Raw genomic sequence first — 22,184 nt, forward strand, 5'->3', positions numbered from 1 at the left:
TGCCGGATAAAGCGTAGCCGCCATCCGGCATCAACGTTGTATTCTCCTTTGTCAGCCATCCGACAGCGCCGCCAGGCGCTATTATATTCACATCTCCTCTATATTCCCCCCTGAATAATAGACCGAAGCGATAAAATTCAAAACCAGTCAGCTTTGTTAATATAATTCGCAGTAATGTTATTTTGATTTATTTAATTTACATGAATCCAAACGGTAGAATTGCTAATTATTACCGCAACATCTAAGTGCATATAATCGTTAAATAAATTTATTTACATGCCATGTCATGCTAATGTTCATTTATAAAATTTAATAAAATGACAAATTCCGATTTATTATGTCGTAAACGTTACTCCGATATAGCCGGGTTTTGTGCTGCTCCACGGAGGTAAACAAAAAGGACAAAAAGAAAATAAGGACATAGTAAGTGAACAAAACCTACAATATTATATGGAACGCCGCCCGCGGCATGTATATTGTCACCTCCGAACTGGCGCGCAGTGGTAGCCGCGCTATCGTCAGCGTCAGCGCCTCGTGCGCGGTAACTCTGCTGGCGATGGATGCTGCCCCCGCCGTCGCAGAGGAAACGCGAGTTTCCATTCCCTCCCAGACCACCACCTACACCCTGTCAGGCGCTACGCCGTTCGTCGTGGAAACGGACAATACCATCGCCACCGACACAGCGGCCAGCGCCGCCATCGTCGGCGATAACAGCAACGACTGGGATCTGCTGATTGAAAGCGGCGCTGTCGTGGGGAGCAGTCTGACCGACAGCCAGGCGATGAACCTGGATTCGTCAACGGGCGCCACCAGCGTACATAACCAGGGGACGATCACCGGTTCCAACGAAGATGGAACGATAATGCTTCAAAACGGCGGCAGCGTGATCAACGATGCCCTAATCGAAAACAGCGCAACGTATGAGCATGATCCTGAGGATATCCCCCAGGAATATGCCGGCGTTTATATGCTCAATGGCGGCAGTTACGTCAGCAGCGAAAGCGGGGTGCTGGAGGGCGTTTCCGGGGTGATCGTCCAGAGCGGCGAGGCCCACATCACCAACGGCGGGATGATTAACTCCGATGGCTCGTGGCGCTCTTATGGCGTCGAGTTTCGCGACGGTACTTACGGTACGATTGTCAATACCGGCACCATTATCACCACGGCCAGCGATGGTTCAAACAAGATCGAGGATGCGGCGATTTATGTCCACACCCTGAATGATATGGCGGTGAGTGGTTCTGTTTCTGTTGATAATAGCGGCCTTATGCAGTCTGATTTTATTACCGTTGCGCTCTATCACGGTTCTCATTTTGAAGTGGTCAACCGTGTCGGCGGGGTGATCACGGCGGGAAACAGCAGCCTCGTCGGCATCAAGTCCACCGCCATGGAACTTAAAGTGGGCGTCGACAACCTCGTCACCAATGACGGCACGATTTCCGCGTATGGCACCGCCAATACTTACGGCATCCATTATGGCGAAAGTACCTCCGGCGGCGTTATCACCAATACCGGCTCCATTACCACCACGGGCGGCGGCGCGGGAGACGCCAGCGTCTATGTCCACGGCAACGGCGACGGCACCGTCGTCAACAACAGCGGAACCATGAGTTCCACCGTCTATGGCGTCTATCTCGACTCGGCACGTTCCAAAGGCCATACGCTCAATAACCAGGCCGGGAGCGCAATCTCGGCCAACACGGCGGTGGCGATTAATGGCAACGGCAATACCATCACCAACCAGGGGAAGATGACCGGCGTAAGCGACGGCCTCCTTATCAGCGGCAATAACAATATCGTCACCACCTCAGGCGGTGAAATTTCAGGCAAAAATGGTATCCGCGTCAGTAAAGGCAGCGGCAACCAGATCACGGCCAAAAGTGGAAGTAAGATCACCACCACCAGCACCGGCATCAGTATCGCTGGCGGCAATAACCAGATAACGACCGAAAGCGGAAGCGCTATCGTCGCCAAAGACAACGGCATCCTGATTAACAGCGGCGCCAACAACGTCACCAATGGCGGCAGCATCACGGCGACCGGCTCCAATATGTCTTACGGCATCCAGTACAATAGCGGCGCCAGCGGCACTATCACCAACACCGGCACCATTACCACAACGGGTAAAGGCGCCGGGGACGCGAGCGTCTATGCCCACGGCGGCGCTGTCACGATTAACAACAGCGGCACGATGGACTCCTCGGTATTCGGCGTCTACGTCACCACGGGCCACACGCTCAATAACCTGGCCGGCGGCTCCATCACGGCAAATACCGCCGTTCAGTTCCACGGCAACAATAATAAGCTCGCCAATGCGGGCGCAATCTCCGGCGACACCAATGGCGTAACCATCAACGGCTCCGGCAACACCCTGACCAGTCAGGGGAAAATAACCGGCGGAACCAACGCCATTCTCATCAATAGCGGCAGCAAGAACAACACCCTCACCCTCAATACCGGTACGGAGATATCCGGCAGCATTACCGACGACAACAACAGCGCCAGCGCCAACAATAATCTGATTCTGGACGGAGAGGGTACGCTGGGCAGCAGCATCAGCGGCCTGAACAGCGTGACCAGCAGCGGCGACTGGACGCTGTCGGGCGCGACGATGAACCTCTCGGGAACAACCAACAGCGCGCTTTGGGTAAAATCCGGCACGCTGATACTGAACGGCGCGATGACCGCCAAAGGCGCGACCGTCGATAGCGGCACGACGCTGCAGATTGGCAACGGCGGCACGCTGGGCGCGTTTAACGGCGACATCGTTGACAACGGCACGCTGACGTTTAACCGCAGCGATGCCGCCGCCTACGGCAGCGTCATCAGCGGCAGCGGCAACGTGGTAAAACAGGGCGGCGGCGAGCTGGCGCTCAGTAACAACAACAGCTACAGCGGCGGCACCACCATTGCAGAGGGAACGCTGACCGCCACCGCTGGCGGCGCGCTGGGCAGCGGCAATATCGACAACCGCGCTTACCTCAAACTGGACGCGGCAAGCGCCAGCGATCCCTTTATCGTGGCGGATCTCACCACCCACAGCGGCGCCACCGTTGAAATCGGCGCGGGCAGCACGCTACAGGCCAATACCCTGACCCAGCAGGACGGCAGCACGCTGACGGCCGATTTGGCGGAGACCAGCGGCCCCGCCATCCGCGCAAAAAACGTGAATCTGGACGGTACGCTGAATGTCGCCTCGCCCGCCAGTCAGGAGCCGATACGCAGCACCGACGATCTGATCTCCCTGGCGCTTATCGAATCGGACAATGCCATTAGCGGCGATTTTGACGGCATCACTATCAACGGCAACGCCATGAACCCGGACGCGTTTATTACCGTCGTGGGGCAAAAAAACGTCAATGACACACACTATGATCTGGTCGAGACGTTGACGTGGTATGCCGATCGCGACAACGCCGCCATCGACGCCCACGGCACCTTCAACCTGGCGGATGCCGACGACAGTTTTACGGTCAACACGGTGCTGGAAAACGTTGACGCCAACAGCGGCTGGAACGGCCAGTCGCTTACCAAAACCGGCGCAGGCACGCTGATCCTGAATGCGGAAAACACCTATACCGGCGGCACCACTATCAGCGACGGTACGCTGGTCGCCAACAACGTTGAGGCGCTGGGTACCGGCAATGTCACCGACAACGCCACGCTGGAGCTGAACACCGGCGGCGATTTTGACAACGCCATCAGCGGCAGCGGCCAGGTGGTGAAATCCGGCGACGAGACGCTCACGCTTTCCGGCAGCAATACTTACACTGGCGGCACCATCATCAGTGGCGGCACGCTGGTCGCCACTAACGTTGAGGCGCTGGGTACCGGCGATGTCACCGACAACGCCGTGCTGGAACTGAACACAGGCGGCACGTTCGACAATGTCATCAGCGGCAGCGGCCAGGTGGTGAAATCCGGCGACGACGCGCTCACGCTCTCCGGCAGCAATACTTATACCGGCGGCACCACCATCAGCGGCGGCACGCTGGTCGCCACTAACGTTGAGGCGCTGGGGAGTGGCGACGTCACCGACGACGCCACGCTGGAGCTGAACACCGGCGGTGACTTCGCCAACAACATTGGCGGTACGGGCAGCGTGGTGAAATCCGGCGACGAGACGCTCACGCTTTCCGGTACCAATACTTATCGCGGCGACACCACTATCAGCGGCGGCACGCTGGTCGCCACCAACGTTGACGCGCTGGGCACTGGCGACGTCACCGACAACGCCACGCTGGAGCTGAACACCGGCGGCGATTTTGACAACGCCATCAGCGGCAGCGGCCAGGTCGTGAAATCCGGCGACAAGACGCTCACGCTCTCAGGCGCCAACAGCTACAGCGGCGCTACCACCATCAGCGGCGGCACGCTGATTGCCACTCACGTCAACGCGCTGGGTACGGGCGCTATCGACAACCGCGCCAGCCTGTTGCTGGACGCCAGCGGCCAGTTTACGGTAACGGATCTCACCACCGAAAGCGGCGGCAACACCGAAATCGGCGCAGGCAGTACGCTACAGGCGACCACGCTGACGCAAAAAAGCGATAGCACGCTGACCATCAACCTGAACAGCAACACCGCCGATCCTGTTATCCACGCCGCCTCTCAGGTCTCGCTGGCCGGTACGCTGGACATCACCGGCGTCGGCGATGTGCTGGACAGCGATCCCGCCAGCACGGACGATCTGGATACCTTCACCCTGATCGCGTCAGATAAAACCATTGCGGGCGATTTCGAAAAGCTTACCGTCGCCGGAATGGACGCCGATCTGGCCGACTTTATCACCGTCGATGGCCGCATTGATGACACGGGCAAGCAGTACGAACTGACCACCGCCCTGACATGGTATGCCGACCGCGACGACGCCGTTACCGACGCCCACGGCACGTTTAACCTGACCAATGCCGACGGCAGTTTTGCGGTCAATACGGTGCTGGAAAACGTTGACGCCACGCTCGATCCCGACAGCGCCACCGGCTGGGACGGCACATCGCTGATCAAACAGGGCGCAGGCACGCTGATCCTGAATGCGGAAAACACCTATACCGGCGGCACCACCATCAGCGGCGGCACGCTGGTCGCCAGCAACGTTGAGGCGCTGGGTACCGGCGACGTCACCAACGACGCCGTGCTGGAACTGAACACCGGCGGCGATTTTGACAACGCCATCAGCGGCAGCGGGCAGGTGGTGAAATCCGGCGACGAGACGCTCACGCTTTCCGGCAGCAATACTTATACCGGCGGTACCCTTATCAGCGATGGCACGCTGGTCGCCAGCAACGTTGAGGCGCTGGGTACTGGCGACGTCACCAACGACGCCGTGCTGGAACTGAACACCGGCGGCGATTTTGACAACGCCATCAGCGGCAGCGGGCAGGTGGTGAAATCCGGCGACGAGACGCTCACGCTTTCCGGCAGCAATACTTATACCGGCGGTACCCTTATCAGCGGCGGCACGCTGGTCGCCAGCAACGTTGAGGCGCTGGGCAGCGGCGACGTCACCAACAACGCCGTGCTGGAACTGAACACTGGCGGCGATTTTGACAACGCCATCAGCGGCAGCGGGCAGGTGGTGAAATCCGGCGACGAGACGCTCACGCTTTCCGGCAGCAATACTTATACCGGCGGCACCCTTATCAGTAGCGGCACGCTGGTCGCCAACGATGTAAACGCGCTGGGTACTGGCGACGTCACCGACAACGCCGTGCTGGAACTGAACACCGGCGGTGATTTTGACAACGCCATCAGCGGCAGCGGGCAGGTGGTGAAATCCGGCGACGAGACGCTCACGCTTTCTGGCGCCAATTCTTACACCGGCGGCACCACCATCAGCGGCGGCACGCTGGTCGCCAGCAACGTTGAGGCGCTGGGCAGCGGCGACGTCACCGACAACGCCACGCTGGAGATGAATACCGGCGGTGATTTTGACAACGCCATCAGCGGCAGCGGGCAGGTGGTGAAATCCGGCGACGAGACGCTCACGCTTTCCGGCAGCAATACTTATACCGGCGGCACCCTTATCAGCGGCGGCACGCTGGTTGCCAGCAACGTTGAGGCGCTGGGTACCGGCGACGTCACCAACGACGCCGTGCTGGAACTGAACACCGGCGGCACGTTCGACAACGCCATCAGCGGCAGCGGTCATGTGGTCAAATCCGGTGACGACGCGCTCACGCTCTCCGGAGCCAATACTTACACCGGTGGCACCCTCATCAGTGGCGGCACGCTGGTCGCCACTAGCGTTGATGCGCTGGGAAGTGGCGACGTCACCAACGACGCCGTGCTGGAACTGAACACCGGCGGCGATTTTGACAACGCCATCAGCGGCAGCGGGCAGGTGGTGAAATCCGGCGACGAGACGCTCACACTCTCCGGCGCCAATTCTTACACCGGCGGCACCCTTATCAGCAGCGGCACGCTGGTCGCCACTAGCGTTGAGGCGCTGGGAAGTGGCGACGTCACCGACAACGCCGTGCTGGAACTGAACACAGGCGGCACGTTCGACAATGCCATCAGCGGCAGCGGGCAGGTGGTGAAATCCGGCGACGAGACGCTCACGCTTTCCGGCAGCAATACTTATACCGGCGGCACCACCATCAACGACGGCACGCTGATTGCCACTAGCGTTGATGCGCTGGGAAGTGGCGACGTCACCGACAACGCCGTGCTGGAACTGAACACCGGCGGTACATTCGACAACGCCATCAGCGGCAGCGGGCAGGTGGTGAAATCCGGCGATAAGACGCTCACGCTCTCCGGTGCCAATTCTTATACCGGCGGCACCACCATTAACGACGGCACGCTGGTTGCCACTAGCGTTGATGCGCTGGGCACCGGCGACGTCACCGACGACGCCACGCTGGAACTGAACACTGGCGGCGATTTTGACAACGCCATCGGCGGCAGCGGCAACGTAGTAAAATCGGGCGCAGACACGCTCACGCTTTCCGGCAGCAATACTTATACCGGCGGCACCCTTATCAGCGACGGTACTCTGGTCGCCAGCAACGTTGATGCGCTGGGCACCGGTGACGTCACCGACAACGCCACGCTGGAACTGAATACCGGCGGTGATTTTGACAATGCCATCAGCGGCCGCGGCCAGGTGGTAAAATCCGGCGATAAGACGCTCACGCTTTCCGGCGCCAATACTTACACCGGCGGTACCACCATCAACGGCGGCACGCTGGTCGCCAGTAACGTTGAGGCGCTGGGCAGCGGCGATATCGACAATTACGCCAGCCTGCAACTGAACGCCAGCGGCCAGTTCGTTACGGCAAATCTCACCACTCACGATAACGCCACCACCGCAATCGGCGCAGGCAGCGCATTGCGGGCAAATACGCTAACGCAGGAGGCGAACAGCACCCTGGCCGTACACCTGACCGACAGCAACAGCGGTGCCATCGTCACCGCCGACCGCGCCAACCTGGGCGGTACGCTGGATATTACCGGCATCGGCAACGTGGCGAAATCCTGGACCCGCGACGCGTACGCCTACACGCTGATTGACACGGACAGCGCCATCAATAGCGATTTTGCGCAATTCACCGTAGCCGGTATGGACGCCAAACAGGTGGATTTTCTCACCGTCGATGGGCGCGTGAACGCCGCCGACGACACCCGCTATGACGTAACCGCCTCGTTGTCCTGGTATGCCGACAGCGACAACGCCGCCACCGACGCCCACGGTACCTTCACCCTGAGCGAGCAAGGTCATAGCTTCACGCTGAACACCGCGCTGACGGACGTTGACGCCACGCTCAATCCCGACAGCGCCACCTACTGGGACGGCAAATCGCTCATCAAACGGGGCGCTGGCGCGCTGATCCTGGGGGCGCAAAATACCTACAGCGGCGACACCGACGTGCAGGAGGGCGCGCTATGGCTGGCCGAAACGGCGACTATCGGCTCTGCGGGGAGCGCGCAGGCGATTAATATCGCCGCGAACGCCGCCTTTGGCGGCCACAACGCCACGGTGAACGGCCATGTTAACAACCTGGGCAGCCTGTACTTTGCCGATACGTTCACCGTCAACGGCGATGTCGTCAACAGCAGCGCGATGATAAGCGGCAGCGACCAGCCCAACAATACGCTGACGATCGCGGGAAACTATACCGGCAACGACGGTCATCTCTATCTCAATACCCAACTGGGCGATGACAGCTCGCCCACCGATAAACTGATCGTCACCGGCGACACCGCCGGCAGCACCACGCTGCATATCACCAACGTCAATGGCCTGGGCGCAAAAACGGTTAACGGTATTGAAGTTATTGAGGTGGGCGGTCAGTCCGACGGTGATTTTAGGCTCTACAAAGGGCATGTTGATATTAACGCCTGGACCTACACGCTGAAACAAGACGGCGGCGACTGGTACTTGCGCTCCGAGTCTGATGACGTGCCGGACGACGGCGGTGAGGTTACTCCGCCTGACGATGGTGGCGAGGTCACTCCGCCTGACGATGGTGGCGAGGTCACTCCGCCTGACGATGGCGGCGAGGTCACTCCGCCTGACGACGGCGGCGAGGTCACCCCGCCGGACGATGGCGGCGAGGTCACTCCGCCGGACGATGACGGTGAGGTCACTCCGCCTGACGACGGCGGCGATATCACTCCGCCTGACGATGGCGGCGATATCACTCCACCTGACGGCGGCGACGTCACGCCCGTGGCGCCGCAGTACCGCGCCGACATTGGCGTTTATCTCGGCAACCAGTGGATGGCGCGCAACCTGCAAATGCAGACCCTCTATGACCGGGAAGGCAGCCAGTACCGTTCCGCCGACGGTAGCATCTGGATGCGTTTTAAGGCCGGTAAAGCCGGATCGCAGGCGGTTAACGGCAATGTAGATATCGACAGCGACTACTCGCAGTTCCAGCTCGGCGGCGACATCCTGACCTGGAGCGACGGCGCGCAGAGCGTCACCGTTGGCCTGATGGGCAGCTACATCAACGCCAGCACCGACAGCACCGGCAACCGGGGGGGGGACGGCAGCCAGTTCTCCGCCAACGGTAGCGTGGACGGCTACAACCTCGGCCTCTACGCCACCTGGTTTGCCGATGCTCAAAGCCATCGCGGGGCTTACATCGATAGCTGGTATCAGTACGGCGCTTACAACAACAGCGTGGATAACGACGGACTCAGCGCCAGCCGTTACGACTCCGCCGCGCACGCCGTCTCGCTGGAAACGGGTTATCGTTATGATATTGCGTTAAGCAACCGCAACACGGTCAGCCTGACACCGCAGGCGCAGGTCACCTGGCAGCGCTACAGCGCCGACACGGTTATTGACGATGGCGGTACCCGCATCAGCGGCCAGAACGATGATAGCTGGAGGACGCGCTTAGGCGTGCGTGTGGACGGTAAACTGTACAAAGAGAGCGGCAGGATCCAGCCGTTTATGGAGGTCAACTGGCTGCACGCCAGCGACAATGCCTCGGCCACCTTTGGCGACACGAAGGTATCGCAGGATTTGCCGAACGACCGCATGGAAGTGAAAGTGGGGATTCAGGCAAACGTCAGCGAACGGCTAAGCGTTTACGTCCAGGCCGCTGGTCAGAAGGGAAAGAACGACTACGGCGACGCCAGCTTTAGCCTGAACATGCGCTATAACTGGTAGGTTGCTGACCAGGCATAGTACAACATTTATGCCGGATGGCGGCTACGCCTTATCCGGCCTGCAGGGTTATCAATATAGGATAATTCGTAGGCCTGATAAGCGAAGCGCCATCAGGCGTTGGGTGAGGCGTAGGTTGGGTAGAGCGCAACGCAACATTCGGTATCCGGTTCCGCAAGCAGGCAGTGGAACAACTCTCCCAACTGTTTTCGTGAGCCGTTTCCCGGATAAATGTTTATTCATCGACTTCAATGGGAAAAATTTGATCTGAAGCGTATTTCTGTCAGCGTTTTTCAGGGCGTCAACGATCGCGCTCAGTTCATTATTTCGTGTGACGGCGGCATATAATCTCTTTCCATCAATAACGTGAGTGTCGGCACGGCTTAATGGATTGCTGTTTGGTGGGTTGTAAAAGGAAGTCTCGGCGAGGGTACAGTGCAGATAGTCCCCCATCTTATATATTCAATTTTGGTAAATCGGTCACCTGTAAATAGTGTTCTTCACGCAGAATCTGTGGGTCGAACGCCAGCAACTGATTAAGCCGTTCATCTTAAACGTAAATATTATTTGCCTCAAAAATATAATTATCTTTTTTATTATGGATGGTTATTAACTCAGGTAATACCATTTTCTACTTTCGCCATGCAGATAATAAAAGTAAAGCGGAATATAATGCAGGACATCTGCAGAGAGTTACCCGAATATAATTGAAAAGGAATTTGTATGCTTAATGGAAAAACATTAATGCTGTTGTTGGGTGGAGTTGTTCTCTCGGGCTGTGGGCCGGAGCCCTCCGACCCGCAGGGAAATAATCCGGCTGAGTTAAAACAGGAGCAGGCTATCCAGAAAGAAAATAGCGCTCAGGCCGGGGATGACACTGTCCAGAAAAGACAAGCCGAGGCCGCCCAACAGGCTGCGAAAAAAGCAGCCGAATATAAAGCGAATGCTGAAGCCAAAGCCCTGGCAGATGCCAAAGCGGCATCTCTGACAACAGCTGAAGCACCGCAATATGAAATGCGGACACGTGCCGCGGCATCAAAAGCGTTCGCTGCACAAGGCGGTAATGTAATGGGGACCGCGCGTTACGAACACTACGATGAAAATCCGATTAAACAGGTAAGTCAGGCGCCGCTCGCCACGTTTAGTCTGGATGTAGACACTGGCAGCTACGCTAACGTGCGGCGCTTTCTGAATCAGGGGCAACTGCCGCCGCCGGAAGCCGTGCGGGTAGAAGAGATGCTCAACTATTTTCCCGCGCCTCAGCCCGTTGCGGATAAGCAGGATAACACTAAACCCATTGCGGCCTGTATACCGATGCCATTTGCGGTTAAATACGAACTGGCTCCCTCGCCGTGGAACGCGCAGCGTACGCTATTAAAAGTTGATGTTCAGGCCCGGGACATGCAGACCAGAGATCTACCACCTGCCAACCTGGTTTTTCTCATTGATACTTCCGGCTCTATGCAGCCAGCGGAACGCCTGCCGTTGATCCGGTCGGCGCTAAAACTGTTGGTGAACGATCTGCGTGCGCAGGATAACATCACGATTGTGACCTACGCGGGCGGCACTCACGTCGCGCTGGCGTCTACAGCGGGAAATAACACAACCGCGATTAAAGCGGCAATTGATAATCTGGATGCTTACGGGAGTACCGGTGGTGAAGCGGGATTACGACTAGCCTACGAGCAGGCCGAAAAAGGGTTTATCAAAGGCGGCGTTAACCGCATTTTGTTGACCACCGACGGTGATTTTAACCTCGGTATTACCGATCCCAAAGACATCGAAGCGCTGGTAAAAAAAGAGCGCGAGAAAGGTATTACCTTATCTACGCTGGGCGTCGGCGATGACAATTTCAACGAAGCCATGATGGTGAGAATTGCTGATGTGGGTAACGGCAATTACAGCTACATCGACTCCCTCTCTGAGGCGCAAAAAGTCCTCAAGGATGAGATGCATCAAACGCTGGTCACCGTTGCCAAAGATGTAAAATCGCAAATCGAATTTAATCCGCAGTGGGTGACTGAGTACCGGCAGATTGGTTATGAAAAACGCCAACTGCGCGACGAGGATTTCAATAACGATAAGGTTGATGCCGGCGATATCGGCGCGGGTAAACACGTCACGCTATTCTTTGAACTGACGCTTAACGGGCAGAAAGCCTCGGTGGATAAACTGCGCTACGCTCAGGACAAAGCCGCCTCAAAGCCAACAAAATCAAGCGAGCTGGCGTGGATCAAATTGCGCTGGAAAGCGCCGCAGGGCAGCGAAAGTACATTAGCCGAGTTCCCGGTCGTTATGGGAAAGATGCCGATCTTTGCTGACGCCTCTGAAGATTTTCGTTTCCGCGCGGCGGTAGCGGCTTTCGGGCAAAAACTGCGTGGCTCAGAAACGCTGGCAGATACGAGCTGGCCGCAAATTATTAAATGGGGTGAACAGGCGCGCGGGGAAGATAAACAAGGCTATCGCGCGGAGTTTATTAAACTGGTAAAACTGGCGGAAGGCTTGTCTCACTAAGCGTCAGGGGATGCCTGTACTGTAGGCATCCCCTGTTACGTCAGGCGCTTTTGCGGCTGATCAGTGGTCCCTGGCTGTTTGTTGCTGCGCGCTCCAGCACTTCCTGAATGACCGAAGAGAGTTCGTTAATCTCAAACTTGGCCACGTAGCCGTCGGCCTGCACTTTACGTATATGATCTTCGTTGGCGCTGCCGGAAAGGGAAGAGTGAATAACGACCGGGATCTTTTTCAGCCGTTCATCGGTTTTAATTTTACGCGTTAACGTAAAGCCATCCATCTCCGGCATCTCAAGATCTGTCAGGACCAGCGCGATTTTCTCGCTAATTGGCTTACCTTCGGCCTCCGCTTCCTGCGCCAGTTGCTGGATTCTCTCCCATGCATCCTTGCCGGTCACATGCATCTGATGCGGAATTCCCATCGCGTTCAGCCCTTTTTCCAGCATCGCGCGGGCGACTTTGGAGTCTTCCGCCACAATGGCTACCGCGCCAGGGGTAATATAAAATTTATTGGTCTTCAGATTGGTGGCGCGCAGATCGTGGCTGGAGGGGACAATATCATAAAGAATCTGCTCAACGTCGAGCACCAGCGCCAGGTTGTTGGTTTCTTTGTTGTCATCCAGGCAGGCAATACTGGTGATGTAGCGACCGTTGACGGCTTTCTCGGCGGTATGCACCTGTTGCCAGTCAAGACGCATAATATTTTCCACCGACTCGACGGCAAATGCCTGTACGCTACGCGCATATTCGGTGATCAGCAAAATATTCAGCCCGGTTTCCGGCTTGCAGCCCGCTACCGCTGGTAAATCAATCACCGGAATGACCTGATCCCGAATATTGACCATGCCCAATAGCGGCGCTTTCATGCCTGCCGGGCGCGTAAAGGCGGGCATTGGTACGATTTCGCGCAGCTTAAATACATTGATGCCGAACAGCTCTGACTTCTGTTCATGCAGCGATGTACCAAGACGGAATAACAGCAGTTCAAAACGGTTGGACAGGGTTAAATTGGCCCTGTCATCAATATCTTTCTGAAAATTGTCCATCCTAACCTCATTATGAAAGCCTGCCTTTTTAGTGTTATCGGCAATGAGGACAAAAAATGGAGCGCTAAACCGGGAAAACAGAAAAATCGTAAGCCAGCTCCGTCGCCGGGAAAATAGCGCGGCATTCCGCCAGTAAGCGCTGACAGCCTTTATCGTCATAGCGTGAGCTAATATGGGTCATGATCAGCCGACCGACGGCAGCTTCCCGCGCCAGCGTCGCGGTTTGACGGGTGGAGCTGTGTCCGCGAGCGTTGGCTTTCTCCTCCATTGACGCATCCAGCGTGGTTTCATGGACCATCACATCCACGCCTTGCGCCAGCGCGAGGGCGGCCTCGCAGGGCGCGGTATCGCCGAAAATCGCCACTGATTTCCCGGCCACGGCGGGAGCAAGGTAGTCGGCGCCATTGATCTGCCTTCCATCGGCAAGTGTGACGGTTTTTCCTGCCTTCAACGCCTGAAACAGCGGGCCGGGCGTAACGCCTGCGGCTTTTAACGCCCTGGCATTCAGCGCGCCAGGCTTGTCATGTTCAACAACGCGATATCCGTAGCACTCCAGTGGATGCTCCAGCCTGAACGCGGTCACTTTACGCAGACCGTCGTCAAGAATATCGCCTGCGCTAATTTCTTCAATTTGCAACGGAAAATCGGTCCATGAACCGCTAAGGCGCAGTGTGGTTGCAATAAACTCACGCACGCCTTGAGGTCCGTATACGGTTAGCGGATGGGGATTCCCCGCCATCGACCGGCTGCATAGCAGACCCGGCAGGCCAAACAGATGATCTCCGTGAAGATGGCTGATAAAAATGCGCTCAAGCTTACCGGGATGAAACGCGGTATTAAGCATTTGATGCTGTGTCCCTTCGCCGCAATCAAAAAGCCATACTCCCGGCTGCGTTGGATGTTGCAGATGTAATAAAATTGCCGTTACATTGCGTGAGCGCGTGGGAACGCCTGCGGACGTACCTAAAAAAATTAATTCCATCTTGTCCATACACGTTTGGTTATCGTTTAACCCAAGATTACCACAACACAGGAGCGCATCATGATTGACTGGCAGGATCTCCACCATAGCGAACTTACCGTTCCTCAACTTTACGCGTTACTCAAATTGCGCTGCGCAGTCTTTGTGGTAGAACAGCGCTGTCCTTACCTGGATGTGGATGGCGATGATTTAGTCGGCGACAATCGGCATATTCTGGGCTGGCATCAGGATGAGCTGGTGGCGTATGCGAGGATTCTGAAAAGCGATAACGAATCAGACCCGGTTGTCATTGGCCGGGTGATCGTCAGCGACGCCTGGCGAGGGGCGAAACTGGGCCAGCAATTAATGGCGAAAACGCTGGAATCTTGTGGGCGGCACTGGCCGGATAAGCCGCTATATCTGGGGGCGCAGGCGCATCTGCAACCTTTTTATGCGCGGTTTGGTTTTATTCCCGTCACCGATGTTTATGACGAAGACGGCATTCCGCACCGGGGAATGGCGCGGGAGGTTCATCAGGCATAAACCGAAACCGTTGACTATAGTTAGGAGCAGGTGTTAACACAACGGAGAATGAGAATGTCATATCAATTTGGTGAATCACGTGTTGATGATGATCTGACTTTGCTCAGCGAAACGCTGGAAGAGATTTTACGTTCCTCAGGCGATCCCGCCGATCAAAAATACATTGAGCTGAAAGCCCGCGCGGAACAAGCGCTGGAAGAGGTGAAAAACCGCGTAAGCCATGCGTCGGATAGCTATTATTACCGGGCAAAGCAGGCCGTTTATAAAGCGGATGACTACGTTCATGAAAAACCCTGGCAGGGTATTGGCGTAGGCGCGGCGGTAGGACTGGTACTTGGACTGCTGCTGGCGCGGCGCTAAATCCCCCCACTGAACAGAATTGCAACCCTCCCTAAATGAGGTACTGCTTTTTTAGGGCAGTACCCCGTATAATGTGGGGTTTTTAACAGGGAGGGTCCGCGTGCATTCTATTACTACTGCGCTGGAAAATCTGACGCGCCAGCTATCGCAAGAGATACCGGCGACGCCAGGGCTTTGCGTTTTCGATGCGCCTTTCCCTTTAAACGATGCCTTCGATGCATTGAGCTGGCTGGCCAGCCAGTCATCCTTTCCGCAATTCTACTGGCAACAGCGCAATGGCGACGAAGAAGCTGCCGTTCTCGGGGCAATCACCGTTTTTTCATCGCTCGATCTGGCGCAACGGTTTTTACGTCAGCACGCGCAGCCTGACCTGCGTATTTGGGGGCTGAATGCGTTCGAGCCGAAAGAGGGCTACTTATTGCTGCCGCGGCTGGAGTGGCGACGTAGCGGGGGGACGGCGACCTTACGCTTACATCTGCACAGTGACGTTTCGCTACGCGATGATGCGCGCCAGGCGAAAGCGTTTCTCGCTTCTCTGGTCGGCATTAAGCCTGTTCCGGCGCTGCGCCTTTCGCTCACGAGCGAACAACACTGGCCGGACAAAGACGGTTGGGTGAAGCTGATTCAGCAGGCCACCCACACCATTGCGCAAGAGGCGTTTGATAAAGTTGTGCTGGCGCGGGCCACCGACTTACAATTCTCCCGTCCAGTCAATGCCGCCGCGATGATGGCGTCCAGTCGTCGTTTAAATCTCAACTGCTACCACTTTTTTATGGCCTTTTCCGCCGATACCGCCTTTCTGGGATCATCGCCGGAGCGGCTCTGGCGGCGGCGTGAAACGGCGCTGCGTACCGAAGCGCTGGCCGGGACGGTGGCGAACCATCCGGATAACCATAAAGCCTGGCAGCTTGGCGAATGGTTAATGAAAGACGATAAAAACCAGCGAGAAAATATGCTGGTTGTCGAAGACATCTGCCAGCGACTGCAAAACTGCACCCACTCGCTGGATGTGCTGCCGCCGCAGGTGCTCAGACTGCGCAAGGTACAGCATTTGCGCCGCTGTATCTGGACGGCGCTTAATCAGGCGGACGACACGCTCTGCCTGCACCAGTTACAGCCTACCGCAGCGGTCGCCGGGATCCCTCGTGAACCCGCGCGTTGTTTTATAGAACAACATGAGCCGTTCGAACGTGAATGGTATGCCGGGTCGGCAGGCTATCTCTCCACGCGGCAAAGTGAGTTTTGCGTGACGTTACGTTCAGCCAAAGTGACGGCCAATGTGGTGCGGTTGTATGCCGGCGCGGGAATCGTCCGCGGCTCCGATCCGGAACAGGAATGGCAGGAAATAGATAATAAAGCGGCCGGGTTACGTACCTTATTGCAGATGGATGCGTAATGAGTCACATATTCCCGACCCATATCAATAATCCATTTTTGCAGCTCTTTATACTTAGTCCCAATGATTGATACCGGACAAACTCATGTCAGTAAGTGCATTTAACCGGCGCTGGGCGGCGGTCATCCTGGAAGCCTTAACCCGTCATGGCGTCAGGCATGTTTGTATCGCCCCTGGTTCCCGTTCCACGCCGCTCACGTTGGCGGCGGCAGAGAATCCTGCTTTTATTCACCATACGCACTTTGATGAGCGTGGGCTTGGTCATCTGGCGTTAGGGCTGGCGAAAGTCAGCCAGCAGCCGGTTGCCGTTATTGTCACTTCAGGTACCGCCGTGGCGAACCTCTATCCGGCGCTGATTGAGGCGGGTCTGACGGGCGAGAAGCTCATTTTACTTACCGCCGATCGCCCGCCGGAGCTGATTGACTGCGGCGCCAACCAGGCGATCCGTCAGGCGGGGATGTTTGCCTCTCACCCCTCCCAAACTCTGTCGTTGCCGCGTCCCACGCAGGATATTCCGGCGCGCTGGCTGGTGTCGACCATCGACAATGCGCTCGCTATGCTTCATGCGGGCGCGCTGCACATTAACTGTCCTTTTGCCGAACCGCTGTATGGCGATATGAATGACACCGGTCTGGTCTGGCAGCAGCGCCTCGGCGACTGGTGGCAGGATGAAAAACCCTGGCTGCGCGAAGCGCGTCGACTGGAAAGCGACAAACAGCGCGACTGGTTCTTCTGGCGACAAAAACGCGGCGTCGTTGTCGCCGGGCGTATGAGCGCGGAAGAAGGCAAAAAAGTGGCGCAGTGGGCGCAAACTCTGGGATGGCCATTAATTGGCGACGTATTGTCGCAAACCGGGCAGCCGCTGCCGTGCGCCGACCTGTGGCTCGGCAACGCCAAAGCGGTGACCGAACTGCAGCAGGCGCAGATTGTCGTCCAGCTTGGCAGTAGCCTTACCGGAAAACGCTTACTGCAATGGCAGGCAACCTGCGAGCCGGAAGAGTACTGGGTAATCGACAATATTGAAGGTCGTCTGGACCCGGCGCACCATCGTGGACGCAGACTGGTAGCGAAAATCGCCGACTGGCTGGAGATGCATCCGGCGGAAAAACGTAAACCGTGGTGTGTAGAGATCCCGCGTCTGGCGGAACTGGCGTGGCAACGGGTGGTCGCGCAGCGAGACACCTTTGGCGAAGCGCAGCTGGCGCACCGTATCCGCGACTATCTGCCGGAGCAGGGGCAATTGTTCGTGGGCAATAGTCTGGTGGTGCGTCTGATCGACGCGCTGTCGCAGTTGCCGGCTGGCTATCCGGTATACAGCAATCGCGGGGCGAGCGGCATTGACGGCCTGCTTTCCACGGCGGCGGGCGTGCAGCGCGCCAGCGCCAAATCGACGTTGGCTATCGTCGGCGATTTATCCGCGCTGTACGATCTTAACGCGCTGGCGTTACTACGTCAGGTATCCGCGCCGTTTGTGTTGATTGTGGTCAACAATAACGGCGGGCAGATCTTTTCCCTGCTGCCGACGCCGCAAAGTAAGCGTGAGCGCTTTTATCTGATGCCGCAAAACGTCCATTTTGACCATGCGGCCGCCATGTTTAACCTGCGCTATCATCGCCCGGAAAACTGGGAAGAACTGGAGTCTGCGCTGGCTGGCGCGTGGCGAACCCCGGCGACAACGGTGATTGAGCTGGTGGTAAACGATACGGATGGCGCGCAGACGCTGCAGCAACTTTTGGCTCAGGTAAGCCATCTATGATGTTGCACGCGCAGCACATGCCCGGACAGCCTGGGGCGCCCTCGCTGGTTTTCCTGCACGGTTTTTCTGGCGATTGCCGCGAATGGCAGCCGGTTGGCGAACAGTTTCACGGCTGTTCGCGGCTTTATATTGACTTACCGGGACATGGCGGATCTACGGCTATTCCGGTCGGCGGCTTTGCCGATGTCATCAGATTACTGCGCGCTACGCTAATTAGTTACAACATACTAAAGTTTTGGTTGGTGGGATACTCCCTTGGCGGCCGGGTGGCGATGATGGCAGCCTGCCAGGGAATACCAGGTCTGTGCGGCCTGGTGGTCGAAGGCGGTCATCCGGGGCTGCAAAATGAACAGGCGCGCGCTGAAAGACGGTTGTCCGACGGGCGCTGGGCAGAGCGTTTTCGTCGTGAACCCCTGACTGAGGTTTTTCACGACTGGTATCAGCAGCCGGTGTTCGCCTCGCTGACGGCGCAGCAAAGGCAGGCGCTGACGGCGCTGCGTAGCCAGAATAACGGCGAAACGCTGGCTGCGATGCTGGAGGCGACATCGCTTGCCGCCCAGCCGGATTTACGCGAGGCGCTCAACGCGCTGGCATTTCCGTTTTATTATTTATATGGCGAACGCGACAGCAAATTCCGCGCCCTGGCGCAGGAAGTGGCGGCGACATGCCATGTTATTCGTAACGCCGGACACAACGCGCATCGGGAAAACCCCGCAGGCGTGGTAGACAGTCTGGCTCAGATTCTGCGTCTCTGACTAAAGGACACACTATGATCTATCCTGATGAAACAATGCTTTACGCACCGGTAGAATGGCACGACTGCTCGGAGGGTTACACCGACATTCGTTATGAAAAATCCACCGACGGTATTGCAAAAATCACCATTAATCGTCCGCAGGTGCGCAATGCATTTCGTCCGTTGACCGTCAAAGAGATGATTCAGGCGCTGGCGGATGCCCGTTACGACGACAGCGTGGGCGTGATTATTCTGACCGGCGAAGGCGATAAAGCGTTTTGCGCGGGCGGCGACCAGAAGGTGCGCGGCGATTACGGCGGTTATCAGGATGACTCCGGCGTGCATCACCTGAACGTGCTGGACTTCCAGCGCCAGATTCGCACCTGTCCAAAACCGGTTGTCGCGATGGTCGCGGGGTATTCTATCGGCGGTGGTCATGTGCTGCACATGATGTGCGACCTCACCATCGCGGCGGAAAACGCCATCTTCGGCCAGACCGGTCCGAAAGTCGGCTCCTTTGACGGCGGCTGGGGCGCTTCATATATGGCGCGTATCGTTGGTCAGAAGAAAGCGCGTGAAATCTGGTTCCTGTGCCGCCAGTACGATGCGCAACAGGCGCTGGATATGGGGCTGGTTAACACCGTCGTTCCGCTGGCGGATCTGGAAAAAGAGACCGTGCGCTGGTGCCGCGAAATGTTGCAAAACAGTCCGATGGCGCTGCGTTGCCTGAAAGCGGCGCTGAATGCCGATTGTGACGGTCAGGCCGGGCTGCAGGAGCTGGCCGGCAACGCTACTATGCTGTTCTACATGACGGAAGAAGGGCAGGAAGGCCGTAACGCCTTTAACCAGAAGCGTCAGCCTGACTTCAGCAAATTCAAACGGAACCCATAATGCGTAGCGCGCAGGTATACCGCTGGCAGATCCCCATGGACGCGGGGGTGGTTCTGCGCGACAGGCGGTTAAAAACTCGCGACGGGCTGTATGTTTGTCTGCGTGACGGCGAGCGTGAGGGATGGGGAGAGATCTCTCCGCTGCCGGGGTTCAGTCAGGAAACGTGGGAAGAGGCGCAGACGGCGCTACTAACATGGGGGAACTACTGGCTTCAGGGGAGCGAGGGATTACCCGAGATGCCTTCGGTCGCGTTTGGCGCAAGCTGCGCGCTGGCGGAACTGACTGGCGTCTTGCCGGAGGCGGCGGACTATCGCGCTGCGCCGTTATGCACTGGCGATCCTGACGATTTGGTGCTGCGGCTTGCCGATATGCCCGGCGAGAAAATCGCTAAGGTCAAAGTGGGTCTCTATGAAGCGGTACGCGACGGTATGGTGGTTAATTTGCTGCTGGAGGCGATCCCGGATCTGCATCTGCGTCTGGATGCGAATCGCGCCTGGACGCCGCTAAAAGCCCAACAGTTCGCAAAGTATGTTAATCCGGACTACCGCGCTCGTATCGCCTTTCTCGAAGAACCATGTAAGACGCGGGATGATTCCCGCGCCTTTGCCCGTGAAACCGGCATCGCGATTGCCTGGGACGAAAGTCTGCGCGAAGCGGATTTCACCTTTGAAGCCGAAGAGGGCGTCAGGGCTGTGGTTATTAAACCTACGCTGACCGGATCGCTTGATAAAGTGCGTGAGCAAGTCGCTGCCGCCCATGCGTTGGGACTGACGGCGGTCATCAGCTCTTCAATCGAGTCCAGCCTCGGCCTGACGCAACTGGCGCGGATTGCCGCCTGGTTGACGCCGGGAACGCTGCCCGGACTGGATACCTTGCATCTGATGCAGGCGCAACAGATTCGCCCCTGGCCCGGTAGCGCGTTGCCTTGTCTGAAGCGTGATGAGCTGGAACGACTGTTATGACATTCACGGACTGGCCGTGGCGCCACTGGCGTCAGGTTCGCAGCCAGGCGCCCGCTCTGCGCCTGAACGATGAAGTGCTCAGCTGGCGCGCCCTCTGTGAGCGTATTGATGCGCTGGCGGGCGGGTTTGCCGCGCAGGGCGTACGCGAGGGCGACGGTGTCCTGCTGCGCGCCGGGAATCAGCCGCGCACTCTGTTGGCATGGCTTGCGCTGATGCAGTGCGGCGCGCGGGTTCTGCCCGTCAATCCGCAGTTGCCCCAGACATTGCTGGAAGCGCTGGTGCCGAAGTTAACGCTGCGTTTTGCGCTGACACTGGAAGGCGAAAACGTATTTTCCGGGTTAACCGCGTTGCAGATACAAAAGAGCACAGCGGCGTATGCTGTGGTCTGGCAACCGCAGCGTCTGGTTTCCATGACGCTGACATCGGGTTCCACAGGATTGCCAAAAGCGGCTGTACATACGTGCCAGGCGCATCTTGCCAGCGCGCAGGGAGTGCTTTCGCTAATGCCGTTTGGCCCTCAGGATAACTGGCTGCTATCGCTGCCGCTGTTTCATGTATCCGGGCAGGGTATTATGTGGCGCTGGCTCTTCGCCGGGGCGCGCATGACGGTACGCGATAAGCAACCGCTGGAGCAGATGCTGGCAGGGTGTACTCATGCTTCGCTGGTGCCGACGCAGCTATGGCGGCTGCTGGCGAATCGGGCGGCGGTGACGCTGAAAGCCGTTTTGCTCGGCGGCGCGGTGATTCCGGTTGAACTCACCGACCAGGCCAGCAAACAAGGGATTCGCTGCTGGTGCGGGTATGGGCTCACGGAGTTCGCGTCTACGGTATGCGCCAAGGAGGCCGATGGTTCGGATGATGTGGGCGCGCCGCTCCCCGGCAGAGAGATCAGAATCGTCGATAATGAAGTCTGGCTGCGCGCCGCCAGTATGGCGGAAGGTTACTGGCGTGATGGCAAACTGATCCCGCTGGTTAATGACGAGGGCTGGTTTGCCACGCGCGATCGCGGCGAGCTGAACCACGGCAGGCTAACCATCGCCGGGCGGCTGGACAACCTGTTCTTTAGCGGCGGCGAAGGCATTCAGCCGGAGGAAGTTGAACGCGTTATTAACGCGCATCCGCTGGTGCAACAAGCCTTCGTCGTGCCGGTAGAAGATAAAGAGTTTGGTCATCGTCCCGTTGCGGTTGTGGAGTATGCATCGCAGGCCGGAGACGTGAACCTCGCTGAATGGGTCCGTGATAAGCTGGCGCGTTTTCAGCAGCCGGTTCGCTGGTTGACGCTGCCTTCAGAACTGAAAAACGGAGGGATTAAAATATCTCGCCGTGCGCTCCAGCAGTGGGTGTGTAAGATCTGTAAAAATTAATGTTAGGTTAATATACAACCATTCCATTGCTATT

At 57.4% G+C, this 22,184-nt stretch carries 12 protein-coding genes; 10 read left to right on the top strand and 2 right to left on the bottom strand.

Going from position 1 to position 22,184, the window contains the following annotated elements; translation table 11 throughout:
• Positions 1-427 precede the first annotated feature (427 nt).
• Both QEN32_RS07210 and QEN32_RS07215 read left to right on the top strand, forming a co-directional pair.
• Positions 428-9,628: an autotransporter-associated beta strand repeat-containing protein gene (locus QEN32_RS07210; RefSeq protein WP_280144444.1), complete on the top strand. Its 9,201-nt coding sequence runs from the start codon at positions 428-430 to the stop codon at positions 9,626-9,628.
• 720 nt (positions 9,629-10,348) lie between these two features.
• Positions 10,349-12,139 (top strand): VWA domain-containing protein, encoded by a 1,791-nt coding sequence (locus QEN32_RS07215; RefSeq protein ID WP_080185193.1) that lies wholly within the window; start codon positions 10,349-10,351, stop codon positions 12,137-12,139.
• 40 nt (positions 12,140-12,179) lie between these two features.
• On the opposite strand, the gene QEN32_RS07220 is transcribed toward QEN32_RS07215, so the two are convergent.
• Positions 12,180-13,181 (bottom strand): chemotaxis protein, encoded by a 1,002-nt coding sequence (locus QEN32_RS07220; RefSeq protein WP_000368560.1) that lies wholly within the window; start codon positions 13,179-13,181, stop codon positions 12,180-12,182.
• Positions 13,182-13,245: 64 nt separating this feature from the next.
• Positions 13,246-14,163: a ribonuclease BN gene (gene rbn / locus QEN32_RS07225; RefSeq protein WP_000419093.1), complete on the bottom strand. Its 918-nt coding sequence runs from the start codon at positions 14,161-14,163 to the stop codon at positions 13,246-13,248.
• A 60-nt stretch (positions 14,164-14,223) separates the two neighbouring features.
• Between rbn and QEN32_RS07230 the strand changes: the two genes are divergently transcribed.
• From QEN32_RS07230 to menE, 8 genes are all read left to right on the top strand, one after another.
• Positions 14,224-14,685, top strand: a complete 462-nt coding sequence (locus QEN32_RS07230; protein ID WP_000568155.1) for a GNAT family N-acetyltransferase — start codon at positions 14,224-14,226, stop codon at positions 14,683-14,685.
• A 54-nt stretch (positions 14,686-14,739) separates the two neighbouring features.
• On the top strand, positions 14,740-15,045 hold the full coding sequence (elaB, locus tag QEN32_RS07235) for a stress response protein ElaB (protein WP_001519663.1): 306 nt from the start codon (positions 14,740-14,742) through the stop codon (positions 15,043-15,045).
• A gap of 100 nt (positions 15,046-15,145) precedes the next feature.
• A complete protein-coding gene (menF, locus tag QEN32_RS07240) occupies positions 15,146-16,441 on the top strand; it encodes an isochorismate synthase MenF (protein WP_000555674.1) in 1,296 nt (431 codons plus the stop codon).
• Between the two features lie 85 nt (positions 16,442-16,526).
• Positions 16,527-18,197 (top strand): 2-succinyl-5-enolpyruvyl-6-hydroxy-3-cyclohexene-1-carboxylic-acid synthase, encoded by a 1,671-nt coding sequence (gene menD / locus QEN32_RS07245; RefSeq protein WP_000116395.1) that lies wholly within the window; start codon positions 16,527-16,529, stop codon positions 18,195-18,197.
• The gene (gene menH, locus QEN32_RS07250) at positions 18,194-18,952 is read left to right on the top strand and encodes a 2-succinyl-6-hydroxy-2,4-cyclohexadiene-1-carboxylate synthase (RefSeq protein ID WP_000979143.1); all 759 of its coding nucleotides are present in this window, start codon (positions 18,194-18,196) and stop codon (positions 18,950-18,952) included. Before menD ends, menH begins: the two co-directional genes overlap by 4 nt.
• A 14-nt stretch (positions 18,953-18,966) precedes the next feature.
• The gene (gene menB, locus QEN32_RS07255) at positions 18,967-19,824 is read left to right on the top strand and encodes a 1,4-dihydroxy-2-naphthoyl-CoA synthase (RefSeq protein WP_000640014.1); all 858 of its coding nucleotides are present in this window, start codon (positions 18,967-18,969) and stop codon (positions 19,822-19,824) included.
• Positions 19,824-20,786, top strand: a complete 963-nt coding sequence (gene menC / locus QEN32_RS07260) for an o-succinylbenzoate synthase (protein WP_265322258.1) — start codon at positions 19,824-19,826, stop codon at positions 20,784-20,786. Before menB ends, menC begins: the two co-directional genes overlap by 1 nt.
• Complete coding sequence (gene menE / locus QEN32_RS07265) at positions 20,783-22,150, top strand: o-succinylbenzoate--CoA ligase (protein WP_265322259.1); 1,368 nt, start codon at positions 20,783-20,785, stop codon at positions 22,148-22,150. The genes menC and menE overlap by 4 nt, the downstream gene beginning before the upstream one ends.
• Positions 22,151-22,184: the final 34 nt, after the last annotated feature.

The organism is Salmonella sp. SA14318, from assembly GCF_029866905.1.
In the GTDB taxonomy this organism is placed as follows: Bacteria; Pseudomonadota; Gammaproteobacteria; order Enterobacterales; family Enterobacteriaceae; genus Salmonella; species Salmonella enterica.

Excerpts from the sequence above, each read along its gene's own strand:
- menD (WP_000116395.1), top strand. The coding sequence starts at position 16,527 with ATGTCAGTAAGTGCATTTAACCGGCGCTGGGCGGCGGTCATCCTGGAA.
- menH (WP_000979143.1), top strand. The coding sequence starts at position 18,194 with ATGATGTTGCACGCGCAGCACATGCCCGGACAGCCTGGGGCGCCCTCG.
- menE (WP_265322259.1), top strand. The coding sequence starts at position 20,783 with ATGACATTCACGGACTGGCCGTGGCGCCACTGGCGTCAGGTTCGCAGC.
- rbn (WP_000419093.1), bottom strand. The coding sequence starts at position 14,163 with ATGGAATTAATTTTTTTAGGTACGTCCGCAGGCGTTCCCACGCGCTCA.
- elaB (WP_001519663.1), top strand. The coding sequence starts at position 14,740 with ATGTCATATCAATTTGGTGAATCACGTGTTGATGATGATCTGACTTTG.
- QEN32_RS07215 (WP_080185193.1), top strand. The coding sequence starts at position 10,349 with ATGCTTAATGGAAAAACATTAATGCTGTTGTTGGGTGGAGTTGTTCTC.
- QEN32_RS07220 (WP_000368560.1), bottom strand. The coding sequence starts at position 13,181 with ATGGACAATTTTCAGAAAGATATTGATGACAGGGCCAATTTAACCCTG.
- menB (WP_000640014.1), top strand. The coding sequence starts at position 18,967 with ATGATCTATCCTGATGAAACAATGCTTTACGCACCGGTAGAATGGCAC.
- QEN32_RS07230 (WP_000568155.1), top strand. The coding sequence starts at position 14,224 with ATGATTGACTGGCAGGATCTCCACCATAGCGAACTTACCGTTCCTCAA.
- menC (WP_265322258.1), top strand. The coding sequence starts at position 19,824 with ATGCGTAGCGCGCAGGTATACCGCTGGCAGATCCCCATGGACGCGGGG.